Origin of the sequence: Desulfonatronospira sp. (assembly GCA_003563255.1) — a bacterium.
Taxonomy (GTDB): domain Bacteria; phylum Desulfobacterota; class Desulfovibrionia; order Desulfovibrionales; family Desulfonatronovibrionaceae; genus Desulfonatronospira.
In genome coordinates, this window is the sequence record PWSL01000028.1 from 1 (window position 1) to 11,813 (window position 11,813).

An 11,813-nucleotide genomic window follows, 5' to 3' on the forward strand; every position below is an offset into this window, starting at 1 on the left:
GCCTTTTCCTTGCGGGTTCTTATTCCCGCAAGGAAAAAACATGCTTCTTCAATCTCTTTTATCTGTGTCAATCTGTGTGATCTGTGGGCTAAAAACTCTTATCTTATCTGGGTTGCGGGCAAAGCCCGCGTTAGAAAAATAAGTGCGGGGGTGCCTGTCCCCTGCTTTCCTTAATCGCGCTAAACAGATACTGCAATATTTACTTGACCATATAAAGATGATAATAGTATATCAATTTTCAGAAAATTCAGAAAATACAACCCACAGACAAGGAGGAACCTTTATGCCTGAAAAAAAATCACCCGAAAAAGCCGGGCTGTCAGCCTGGTCTTTATTCACCGCAGTGCTTCTCTTACTGCTCTGGCCGGCAATGGCCCCGGCCTCGGACAAGGACAGCCTGGATATCATGGTCAGCATTGCCCCGCAAAAATACTTTGTGGACAGGATCGGGGGGGAGTTGACCGATACCACCGTACTCCTCCCGCCAGGGGCCAGTCCGCACACTTTTGAGCCCAGGCCCTCCCAGATCAGGAAACTCGGCCGGGCAGACCTGTACATGGCCATAGGAGTTGAATATGAAAATGCTCTTTTGCCCAGGATCAAATCCACACACCCGGACCTGGAAATAGTCCGCCTGGACCGGGGCATTCAGAAAATCTCCATGCTGCAGGACTGCGATCACGACCATGACCACGGACATGATCATGAGCATGACCACGGGCATGATCACGACAACGGGCATGATCATGATCACGGTCATAATCACAACCATGGGCACAACAACCATGATCATGGGCATGGGCATGATCACCATCATGATCACAACGGACATGATGGCCTGGACCCGCACGTGTGGCTCTCACCGGATCTGGCCATGATAATCGCGGACAACGTCTACCGGGCCCTGTCCCGGGCCATGCCCGGGGCAGAGGCTGAGTTCAGGGATAATTACCTTGCCTTTATTCGTGAACTTCTTGAGCTGGACCAGGAAATCAAGTCTGTCTTCAGTGATGTCCCGCCCGGCAGCAAATTCATGGTCTTTCATCCGGCCTGGGGCTACTTCGCCCGGGCCTACGGCCTTGTCCAGGTTCCTGTGGAAGTGGAGGGGCGCGAGCCCAGATCTGCTGATTTAAAGGAGCTTATTGACACAGCCAGGGATGAAGGCATAAAAGTCGTATTCGTATCTCCGCAGTTTTCCAGACGAAGCGCTGAAACCATAGCCGACTCCATAAACGGAGAGACTGTTTCCATTGACCCCCTGGCAGAGAACTGGAAAGAAAACATGCTCACCGTGGCCGAAAAATTCAGAAAGGCCATGGAGCACTGATAATCAGGCAGCAAATGCTTCCTGCCCGGGTTGCCGTTCAGGGGATAACATCCAGATATGGCCAGTTATGTCCCCTGAACGGCTGTTCCCGGACATGCCGGATACTTGTACATAAAAACATCCAGGCCGGTTAATCCGGCCCGCACATATGACAGATGAATGAAAACGCCATAGAAATTCAGGGTCTTAGCTTTGCCTACAACCACCACCCGGTCCTGGAAGACGTGAACATGCAGGTAAAACAGGCAGAATTCCTGGCAGTACTGGGTCCCAACGGCGGAGGCAAGACCACTCTTATGCGCATCCTGCTGGGCATCCTGCAGCCATCCCGGGGAATTATCCGTGTACTGGGAAAACCCCCCGGTGCCCTGCCCCACCTCGTGGGTTACGTTCCCCAGAGCCAGAGCGGCGCAGACAAATTTCCCATCACTGTGCACGAAACAGTCCTTGTGGGGCGTCTGGGACACCTGGGCCGCTGGAGACGCTTTACTGACCAGGACTCAGATCTGGCCCGCCAGGCCCTGGAGCAGGTCGGCATGCAGGACTTTGCCGGACGCAACATAGGCAGCCTCTCCGGCGGGCAGAGACAGAGGGTGCTCATCGCCCGGGCCCTGGTGGCCAGGCCGCAGATACTTTTCCTGGACGAACCCACCGCTGCTGTGGACCAGGCCTTTCACACCAGGTTTTACGATCTTCTCAAAGAACTGAATGACCGGGGAACCACCATCCTGGTCATAAGTCACGACCTTTCGGTACTTTCCAGTCACGTCAAGGCCGTGGCCTGCGTAAACCGCAGTCTTTACTACCACGATGCAGCAGAAATCAGCCAGGAAATGCTGGAAAAGGTATACCACTGCCCGGTGGAACTAATCACTCACGGCGACGTCCCCCACAGGGTCCTGAGGCACCACTGAGATCATGCTGGAAATCCTGCAGTACGATTTTATGCGCAATGCCCTGGCCGCGGGCTTTCTGGTGAGCATTGCCTGCGGCATCATCGGGGCCATGGTGGTGGTCAACAGGCTGGTGTTCATTTCCGGGGGCATTGCCCACGCTTCATACGGCGGCATCGGACTGGCCTTCTTTGCCGGATTCCCCCCTTCCCTGGGCGCAGGACTTGCTGCACTTATCTCTGCTTTGACCATGGGCCTGGTGAGCCACAGCCGCAAGCACCGGGCGGACACGGTCATAGGCGTCATCTGGGCCGTGGGCATGTCCACGGGCATAATCCTGCTGGATCTGACTCCGGGATACAGGGTGGATCTCATGAGCTATCTCTTCGGCAGCATACTCATGGTCCCCGTAAGCGCCCTGTGGACCATGGCAGGCCTCAGCCTGGCCATCACAGTCCTGGTACTGATATTCTACAAGGACTTTCTGGCCATGTCCCACGACGAAGAATTCGCCAGGGCCGTGGGAGTGCCGGTTACCGCGCTTTATTTTCTGCTCCTGGTCATGGTGGCCATGACCGTGGTCATGACCATCCAGGTGGTGGGGCTTATCCTGGTTATTGCCCTTTTAACCATTCCCTCTTATATTGCCGAGAAATACTCCAGTTCTCTCAAGCAGATGATGCTTCTTGCGGTTATCATCAGCGTCATCTTTACCCAGACCGGGATCTGGCTTGCCTACTACCTGGATCTGACCACCGGTGCCACAGTAGTTCTGGTGGCCGCAGCAGCCTTCATCATATCCGGCCTGCTGCCTGGAAGGAGTATTAAAAACAAAGCAGAGAAAAAGATCTGACACCAAAACCATGAACCCCACAATCATAAATCATGCTGCAACATCCCAACTTTGACCCTGTAGCCATAGCCATCGGCCCCCTGGAAATCCGCTGGTACGGACTCATGTACCTGGCCGGATTCACCCTGGCCTGGCTCCTGGCCCGCCACCGGGCGAAAAAGCCCGGCTCAGGCTGGGACGTCAAAGAACTGCCGGACATGGTGGTCTTTGGAGCCCTGGGCATAATCCTCGGGGCCAGACTCGGCTACATGCTTTTTTACGATTTTTCCGGATTCATTTCCCAGCCCTGGACCGCGATCATGATCTGGCAGGGCGGGATGTCTTTTCATGGCGGACTCATCGGCGGGATCATAGCCATGTACTGGTATGCCCGCAAAACAGGCAGAGGGTTTTTCACAGTCACTGATTTCGTAGCCCCTATGGGGGCTTTGGGGGTAATGTGCGGGCGTATCGGCAACTTTATCAACGCCGAACTCTGGGGACGCCCCACGGATGTGCCCTGGGCCATGGTTTTTCCCGGCTCGGATATGGTCCCCAGGCACCCTTCCCAGATCTACCAGGCCCTGCTGGAAGGACTTCTGCTCTTCATAATCCTGTGGATATTCTCCTCGCGTCCCAGACCCGCCATGGCCGTATCCGGGCTGTTCTGTCTGGGATACGGGATTATGCGCTTTTTTGTGGAATTTTTCCGGGAGCCCGACGCCCACCTGGGCTTTGTCCTCCTGGACTGGATGACCATGGGCCAGATTTTATCCACTCCCATGATAATTTTGGGGGCCGTGCTTCTTTACCTGGCTTACGGATCCAGGGCTGAAACCAAGTAGTTTCCCTGTATTTTAATTGTCTTGATCCGGCCTTAATGAGACAGACTGCGCATTTTCAGAGAATAGAACATGTCCAGGTAACGCCTGGTCTCATCCCGCTCCAGGTTGGATACGTATTTCCAGAAGCCGTAAATCCGGGAAAAAGACAAAAGTCTCTGGGCATAGAGCCTCCAGTTGTATTTCTCTTCCACCCGGTTTATACTGTTGTATGAAATGGTTTCCCAGTAGTCTGCATCAGCCCGGCACCGGGAAAAAAAGTCCGCCATGAGCCCTGCAGCCTCGTCCCCGTGGGTGGGATCAATGTGAAACCCGCTTTTGCCGTCCTCAATTATTTCCAGAGGTCCTCCGAAAATGGTGGCAAAGGTAGGAAGCCCCGAATTCATGGCCTCCACAACAGTCAGTCCAAAGGCCTCGAAAAGCGCCGGCTGCACAAAAACCCCTCTGGAATCGGCAATAAAACGGTACAGCTCTCCGCTCATGTTCTTGTCCAGGCGTATGCCCAGCCAGCGCACCTGTTCATGCAGGTCAAACTCTTCAAAAAGCCTGTGCATCTCCTGAATACACGCCTTTTCCTCCTCGTCCTGAGAATCCCTTATATCCAGGCTGCCGGCAACCAGCACCAGGTTGGCTTCCTGCCTCAGTTCAGGGCTTTCCCCGTACCAGCGTACCAGACTGGTGATGTTTTTTATCCTGTCCAGTCGGGCCATGGTGAACAGAATGGGCTTTGACCGGTCCGGCAGTTCTCCCCTGGCCCGGTCCCCGGGAGGGCCGTAGATATAATCGCTCAGCTCATCGTGCAGCTCCATGAGGCGACGATCCTTTTCATAATACGGAAAATACACGTTTTCATCCGCGCCCGGGGAAACTACGTTGAACTTGGGGTCAAACACGTCGATACCGCTGACCACCCGGTAAAGATCCGGCATGGTAAAGGCATTGTAGGTTTCGTACTGGCCGACGCTCTCCTCGGTGCCTGCAATTTCCTGGTAGGTGCTGGTAATAATGAAGTCCGCGGTGTTCATGGCGATAAGATCAGCAGTGAACTGACTGGAAAACCTGTACTGGACCTCGTTGTCCTTCCAGTACTGCGAAGAAAAGAGATACTTGGACTTTTCCAGGGCATGGGCGATGTTGCACTGGGTGATATTCATCTTTTTGGACATGAGGGATGCCACCAGGTTGCCGTCGGAATAGTTTCCAATGATCAGGTCCGGACGGCCCTTGAGCTCACTGTGCACCTCCTGGGTTGAATCCAGGGCGAATCGCTCCAGGAAGGGCCAGACATGAAATCTGGAGATCCAGTGGGGCACGATCTCGCCGCTGGGATAGCGGAAAGGTACCCGCAGGATCCTGGCGTTGCTGGTGCCTACTATATCTTCCTGGCGCTGATTGCAGGTGGTATCCCCGGCCTCGGGAATCTGACGGGTCAAAACAACAATCTCCGGCTCGATCTCCAGCCCCTGCTCCTTTATCTGCCTGCGCATTTCCTTTTCCAGGGCGCGTACCTGGTCCAGAATATACACTATCTGCCCCCCGGTATCCGGCCTGCCCAGCACGTTGGACTGCCCGAAATATCCGTGAGGCGAGACTATCACCAGCTTGAATATCATGGGTATACGGCTTAAAAACGAGGCCAGGATATTGGGAGTTGGAGCCTCGAGTATCTCGCGCAGCAGCTCAAGATTTTCCCGGACCCGCTCCACATCCTTGCCCCAGCCCGGCTGAAATCCCAGTGTCTGCATATGCCTGGCGATCCCGGCCCATTCCTGTGAATAATCCTGTTTTTTCAAAAAACTCAATGCCTTGCGCAGGGCGGAACGTAGTCCGGAAATGGTTTCAATGTGACCATTAACCATCAGCTTCCTGCCCTCAATCTGGTGCAGACGCAGAAACTCAAAGAGTTTTTCATATCCCCGATTCTTGTCCTGAAAAAACTGCCCCGACAGGTGGCGGTTAAGAAAATCCACCCCTTTTCCGATGTAGGAGTATTCATTCAGCTTTGGAAAATCCCGGTTAAAAGGCTCCAGATCTATTTCCAGGAGAAAGTCGTCTACCTGGGTGCTGTGGTTGACCTGCATTTCCTCGAACTTAAGGTAGTCGCTGACACCGATTTCATCAAAAAGTACGTCTTCCACGTGAAAACGGAAGTACTGCCACTTGGCTATTTCCGGGCGCACCGCCATATAAACCCAGGGACTTCGTATTGTGGCCACCTGGGTATACCTGAAGACTTCAAAGATCAGGGCGGATTCATGTCTGCCCTGTTCTTCGTCTTCAAAAAACTCTGTCAGCATGTTCTGCAGTTCGGAACGTAAAAGAAACGGCTTTTCTTGTTTTGTCATGTCCCTCAAAAAGAGGTAAACAGTCTTTCTAAGTTCAGGTTCAAGCCCGTCCAGTTCCTCAATATCTATCATTCTCTTTTTCCTCCAGAAATCCGAAATGCTGCATTCCTTCGATTATTCCTCTGGCAAAGTGATCATTGGCAAAATAGATGTTTGCCGTTACAGGCAGTTTTCTCAGTTCCTGGCTGTAATTGCCCACAATCACAGCCAGCATGCTGCCCAAAAGCATCTCCCGGTCATTGCCCGAGTCCCCTGCCACCAGGACCTTTTTCATATCCACACCCCATTTCATGCACAGATATCTGACGGCCAGTCCCTTGGAGGCCCTGACCGGCAGAAAATCCAGGAACTGATTATGCGAATGGATCATCTTGGCATGCAGGTCGTGCTGGCGCAGAAGCTTGCGCACGTGTCGAGCCCCGGGATATTTTCCGGGGGTATAATTATAGCTCAGTTTGAACTCCCTCTGGTTTTCCTGGACCTGCATTTCCACTCCCGGCACCTCCTTCATGACCTCTGCAATGGCCCCCGGATTCCAGCGATAGGCGATATGTCTGCTCCAGGCATGGTCTTTAAGTATATTCGGCCCGTAGTATATTTCGCTGCCTACTGAGGTAATGAGTATATCCGGAACCGGCACGTTTTCCCTGGCCAGGATATTCAGTGTGCTTTCCAGGCTTCTGCCCGTGGCCACCCCGAAAACCAGTTCTTCCTGCATCCTGCTCATGACCTCCAGAAGCTCTCTGACCCCATTCCTGTCTCCCAGCAGGGTGTTGTCTATGTCCGTAATCAGGACTTTTTCCGCCACAGGAAGCTTGCTCTTGATAATGGGCAGTTTGGGCTCTTCATCCTTTCTGCGGGGACGCAGCTTCTGGATCTCGCGCATATAGGTCTTTGTATGGGCATGCCAGGAAAAATATTTTTTGACCCCTAGTATGCCGGCCCTGGAATGGGCTTTCCAGTTTTCTTTATCGTTTATCAGGGACAAAAGAGCCTTGACCATGGCCTCTTTATCCAGGGGATCGATAAGCACGCCGTTGGCGCATTTACCGATGATTTCCCTGGGCCCTCCATCATCGGTGGCCACCAGGGGCAGTCCGGTAGCACCTGCTTCAATGAGCGTCAACCCGAAAGGCTCGGTCATAGCTGGATTGACAAACACCCCCTGTCTTCTCACAGCGTATCGGTACAGCTCCGGAACGTCGTCTGCTGCATGCTTTTTGGGGTATGCTGCCTGACCGTAAAGATCATGTTTGTCCACCAGCATCAAAATCCTGGTCAGCACTCTTCTGGTTCCTTTATCCATTTTGTTTATATCTTCCCGGTTGCCGGCAATTATTACCAGGTTTGCAGACTCGCGCAGTTCAGGACTTTCTCCGAAGGCCTCCACCAGCGTGGTGATATTTTTGCGCTCGTCCGGCCGGGAAAGAGCCAGAATCATCGGCTTGTTTGGCTTCTGCAGAAACCTGTCCAGCTCAAAGGCTATATCCGGTTTTTTTTGATCCGATTTGTATGGATAAAAACGATCCAGGTCTATTCCTGGAGGAATAATCCTCATCCTCCTGGGATGATAGTTTTCATACTCCCTGTACTGCTCATCGCGCTCCTGCGCTGTACTGGTGATTACCAGGGAAGCGTTGCCCAGGGACACTTCTTCCGCCTCGATCCTGGTGGACATGTTGTACCTGGATTCTATGGTAGCCTCGTTTCGGCCATGTTCCAGCAGGCGCTCCATTTTAATTCGGCCCAGAGAATGTCCGGTGAAGATCAGGGGCACCCCCAGATGCTGGGCCAGTTTCGACCCGGCCAGGCCGGCATCGGCATAATGCCCGTGGATTATATCCGGCACCATGCCCACCCGCCTGAAGTACTGCAGGGCTTTGTCCGTGAACTCATCCAGGTAGGGCCAGAGCACCTCCTTGCGCAGGTACCTCTTGGGGCCGAACTCTATGCGCACGATATTGGCCTTGTCCCCCAGCTTTTCGATGTTTTTGCCGTAACTGCTGTCCACCTTGGAATCCAGGACCTTCCTGGTAAGCAGGTCCACCCTGGCCACTCTGGGGTTTTTGCCCAGGGCCCTGGCCAGTTCCACTACATACTTGACCTGACCGCCCGTGTCCGAATCACGGCCCAGTTCCATGTCCGCCCCCCGCACCAGGCCGTGAATGCTGAGGTGCACCAGGTAAAGACCTTCTTTGCGGCGTCTTATATTCTTCATATATTCCTCCGGGTTTTAACCACCAGCGCGGACTGTGCCCGCAACCCAAAATAATGCAGTGCTCTTATCCCCATTGGGACTGTAGCACATATTTTATCTGTTTATTGTTTCCACGCTCTGCGTGGGAACATCTTCCGGACGCTCCGCGTCCACCAATAATCCAGCACTCACTTTGGCTGGTGCCGCAAGAACTAATCGTTACCAGGCTGGAGCCTGGGAACGAGAGGTAACCAGGAACGAAGAACCAGGAACCAGGAACGAAGAACCAGGAACCAGAACCAGGAACCGATTATTAAGACCAACATGTTTGTTTGAAATATCCACTAAGCGCCTAATAATCCACCAGCCTGCTGTAAAATCCCCTGTCATCCGGCACCGCCCCCTGGATAGTGCATAGCCTTGCCGCTGTTTGTACAGCTGAATGCATAATCCGCTCCCAGGACCAGTTTCTGCAGAGGCCCAGCATAAATACTGCGCTGAATGAGTCTCCGGCTCCTACCGAGTCCTTAAACCCGTGCACTTCAGGAGCGGCGGCAAAAAGAGGCCGGCCCTCACTGGGGAAAAACATGGCCCCCCGGCTGCCCATAGTCAGCACCAGTCCTTGCAGCCGGCAGCGTTCCTGAACCGCTCTGCCCATGTTTTCAACACCCTCTTCCCGGAACCCCAGAATCCCGGCCACCCTGTCCAACTCCTCCAGGTTGACCTTCAGGTAGTTACACCAGGTCAGGATATCCCTGATAAGCTCCGGGCTCCACCACGGATCCCTCAGATTGATGTCGCAGAATACCGTCTGCAGGCTTTTTTTCGCCAGGGAGTAAAGTGTCCTGGAGGATCTGGGACTTCTGGCCGCCAGGGTACCGTGATAAAACAGAGTTCTGCCCACCTGCAGAGCCTCCAGTGAATCCACGGCTTCTATGCGATCGAATGCCGCGTCTTCTTTGATCTCGTAGCTGGGTTCATTGTCGTGGAACTTCACCAGCACCCTGCCGGTTGGTTTTTCTGGATCCACCTGCAGTCCACCAGTATCCATGCCCCATTCCTGCATCTGCAGCCGGACTTCCTGCCCGGCATCGTCGTTGCCCACTCTGCTGACAAAAAAGGGATCCAGACTCATTCCCCGCAGATGGCGTGCAACATTAAAGGGTGCTCCGCCTATTACCCTGGACTGGTCCGGAAAGATATCAAAAAGGACCTCACCAAATACCTGAATTCTGTCATAATTCACTTTCTGCTCCACCTGGTTGCTCCTTCAGTGCTTAATCCTGCTGCATCCACTCCCTGATGCGTCTGCACTCCTGGATCCATTCCGGGGACAGGCGAAGGCCGAGAAATTCCCTGTACAACTCATCAGTAAAATACATGGCCCTCTCCAGCAGGTACATTTTCTCCAGAAAAATCCCGTCCGGGTCATCTCCGTCCTGGGCCTGGGTATCCATTTTGGGCGTTTTGAGTCCATTAAAAGAAAACATGGAAGCATCCAGCTGCATGCTCCAGGAGTTGCTGTCCTCTTCCATTGTGACTTTGGCCTGGACCACCTTTTTGCCGCTTCGAAGTCCCTGCTTGGCCTCCTGAAGCCTGGACATCATGCCGGTACACACCGCCTTTTCAAGACTTTCGCCGACACCACCCTCCACCACTATCCTCTGTCCGATATAAATGGCGAAATCCTCGTCCTCACTGGTTTTGAAAACGTGGTTCTGTGCTTCGCTTTTAAACCAAAGCCAGGTTAAAAAATCCTGCCCCAGTACTGCATCCTTTTCCTGTGCCAGCTGTAAATCCATATTCTTATCCCTTTGTATCTGTTTTGCACTTTGCATGTCGCATGGCCTCAAGCACGTAGGCTTAAGGTCCGGAGGGGGACTGGCTCTCTGCGCACTAATATCACCTGAATCCGTAAAGTTGATTTTTTATGGGTTACGGGCAAGGTCCATATCAATGTCTTAATCCTGAGCCTTACCTCCTCTGCCCTCCTGCGCTTAAAACCAGCCCGAATTCTATACCCTCCCTGCTGATCACCCCTTCCTTGTTTCCAGGAAACTGCACCCTGGAACCGGTTTTTTTCTTTTTCCACAGCTCATCAAGCTTAAAAATATTCTGTACCAGTGCCTGGCCCGGTCCCAGATTCTCCAGAGTCTTTTTGTACCACCTTAACCTGACTGCCTTGTGCATTCCTGCCAAAGTTTTGCCGGAAAGCAGCGTTCCCTGGCGGCTGGTTTTATCAGCGTCGGCCAGGGTGTGCTCCCAGTAATCTGCATCAACCCTGCCCAGCCTCCATATGCCGGCTACGGAGCTTAGAAAATCAGGGTTTATGGATTCAAACTCCGGAACCATGGACATTCTGATCCTGTTGCGCAGGAAAACCGGATCTCTGTTTGTGGCGTCCAGCACATAATCCTGGCCTATGGCCTCCAGAAAATCCAAAATGTTTTTTTTGGGGGTCAGCAGAAAAGGCCTTAATATCCGTCTTTCCGGCACATAGGCCCTCATTCCTGCCAGTCCCGGCCACCCTGCACCCCTTTGAAGCCGCATGAGGAGATCTTCAGCCAGATCGTTCAGATGATGCCCGGTCAGAATATAATCCGCTCCGATCCTTGCTGCAAGACCACCCAGATATCTGTAGCGTAACCTGCGGGCGGTTTCTTCCAGACCTCTCCCTCGCTTTTGGGCCAGCTTGCCTGCATTGCTTCTGCCCAGGTAAAAGTCCATACCCAGTTCGGTACAGGTATTCTGCACCAGGGCTATGTCCTGGAACACCTCCCGGCGCAGGCCGTGATCCAGGTAGGCTGCTGCCACTTTCATATTCAGGCCGGGACCCAGGAAATGCATAACCCGCAAAAGGGCCGCAGAATCCGGTCCCCCTGAGAATGCTGTCAGGACCTTCTTGCCTTCCAGACTTACCTCGGCCTCCCGGTGTACAAAAGAAGACACCTGCAGGCAGAAATGAGCCCACTTTGCCGGCAGTTCCTGCAATAATCTATAGAGCATATTAACTTGAGAGCAAAATATTATCAGTTAATTGTTAACATTACAGCAAAACATAATCACTCTCCGGTCTATGGCACAAGGCCAGGGGACTGTCCCCGCTAAGTAATGATTATGCAGCTTCACAAAATATCGCGTCTGTACATTAGTGGCTTACTCCTGAAACCCTGTCACAAAAAACAAGAAAAATTTGAGCCATGACAGGGGTTCAGTACTTGGCACTGGGACTGTTTCATTTTTGGACACTAAGCTCAGGTGCTCCCCCGCCGCGCAAGCGGCTGATGCCTTTTCCTTGCGGGTTCTTATTCCCGCAAGGAAAAAACATGCTTCTTCAATCTCTTTTATCTGTGTCAATCTGTGTGATCTGTGGGCTA

General features: G+C 53.0%; 9 protein-coding genes. 4 read left to right on the forward strand and 5 right to left on the reverse strand.

All coding sequences use genetic code 11. The annotated features are described in order from the left end of the window. Positions 1-283 precede the first annotated feature (283 nt). The 4 genes from QZP87_RS00840 (at position 284) to lgt (ending at position 3,897) form a co-directional block, all read left to right on the forward strand. Entirely contained in the window at positions 284-1,327 is a 1,044-nt protein-coding gene (locus QZP87_RS00840) for a zinc ABC transporter substrate-binding protein (RefSeq protein ID WP_291321031.1), read from the forward strand. 155 nt (positions 1,328-1,482) lie between these two features. Continuing rightward, positions 1,483-2,241: a metal ABC transporter ATP-binding protein gene (locus QZP87_RS00845; protein ID WP_291321032.1), complete on the forward strand. Its 759-nt coding sequence runs from the start codon at positions 1,483-1,485 to the stop codon at positions 2,239-2,241. Positions 2,242-2,245: 4 nt separating this feature from the next. Next, positions 2,246-3,073 (forward strand): metal ABC transporter permease, encoded by an 828-nt coding sequence (locus QZP87_RS00850; protein WP_291321033.1) that lies wholly within the window; start codon positions 2,246-2,248, stop codon positions 3,071-3,073. A gap of 32 nt (positions 3,074-3,105) precedes the next feature. Beyond that, a complete protein-coding gene (gene lgt / locus QZP87_RS00855; RefSeq protein ID WP_291321034.1) occupies positions 3,106-3,897 on the forward strand; it encodes a prolipoprotein diacylglyceryl transferase in 792 nt (263 codons plus the stop codon). A 32-nt stretch (positions 3,898-3,929) separates the two neighbouring features. Here lgt and QZP87_RS00860 read toward each other — a convergent pair whose 3' ends face one another. From QZP87_RS00860 to tilS, 5 genes are all read right to left on the reverse strand, one after another. Further along, positions 3,930-6,311, reverse strand: coding sequence for a sucrose synthase (locus QZP87_RS00860; RefSeq protein WP_291321035.1), 2,382 nt, complete (start codon positions 6,309-6,311; stop codon positions 3,930-3,932). Continuing rightward, positions 6,298-8,457: an HAD-IIB family hydrolase gene (locus QZP87_RS00865; protein WP_291321036.1), complete on the reverse strand. Its 2,160-nt coding sequence runs from the start codon at positions 8,455-8,457 to the stop codon at positions 6,298-6,300. The genes QZP87_RS00860 and QZP87_RS00865 overlap by 14 nt, the downstream gene beginning before the upstream one ends. A gap of 331 nt (positions 8,458-8,788) precedes the next feature. Next, positions 8,789-9,682, reverse strand: a complete 894-nt coding sequence (locus QZP87_RS00870) for a PfkB family carbohydrate kinase (protein WP_291321037.1) — start codon at positions 9,680-9,682, stop codon at positions 8,789-8,791. A gap of 31 nt (positions 9,683-9,713) precedes the next feature. Further along, on the reverse strand, positions 9,714-10,238 hold the full coding sequence (locus QZP87_RS00875) for a hypothetical protein (protein WP_291321038.1): 525 nt from the start codon (positions 10,236-10,238) through the stop codon (positions 9,714-9,716). 172 nt (positions 10,239-10,410) lie between these two features. Continuing rightward, a complete protein-coding gene (gene tilS, locus QZP87_RS00880; protein ID WP_291321039.1) occupies positions 10,411-11,442 on the reverse strand; it encodes a tRNA lysidine(34) synthetase TilS in 1,032 nt (343 codons plus the stop codon). Between the last annotated feature and the right edge of the window lie 371 nt (positions 11,443-11,813).

What these genes read in the sequence shown, in the direction of transcription:
- QZP87_RS00840 (WP_291321031.1), top strand. Translation starts at nt 284, where the DNA reads ATGCCTGAAAAAAAATCACCCGAAAAAGCCGGGCTGTCAGCCTGGTCT.
- tilS (WP_291321039.1), bottom strand. Translation starts at nt 11,442, where the DNA reads ATGCTCTATAGATTATTGCAGGAACTGCCGGCAAAGTGGGCTCATTTC.
- QZP87_RS00850 (WP_291321033.1), top strand. Translation starts at nt 2,246, where the DNA reads ATGCTGGAAATCCTGCAGTACGATTTTATGCGCAATGCCCTGGCCGCG.
- QZP87_RS00860 (WP_291321035.1), bottom strand. Translation starts at nt 6,311, where the DNA reads ATGATAGATATTGAGGAACTGGACGGGCTTGAACCTGAACTTAGAAAG.
- lgt (WP_291321034.1), top strand. Translation starts at nt 3,106, where the DNA reads ATGCTGCAACATCCCAACTTTGACCCTGTAGCCATAGCCATCGGCCCC.
- QZP87_RS00845 (WP_291321032.1), top strand. Translation starts at nt 1,483, where the DNA reads ATGAATGAAAACGCCATAGAAATTCAGGGTCTTAGCTTTGCCTACAAC.
- QZP87_RS00865 (WP_291321036.1), bottom strand. Translation starts at nt 8,457, where the DNA reads ATGAAGAATATAAGACGCCGCAAAGAAGGTCTTTACCTGGTGCACCTC.
- QZP87_RS00875 (WP_291321038.1), bottom strand. Translation starts at nt 10,238, where the DNA reads ATGGATTTACAGCTGGCACAGGAAAAGGATGCAGTACTGGGGCAGGAT.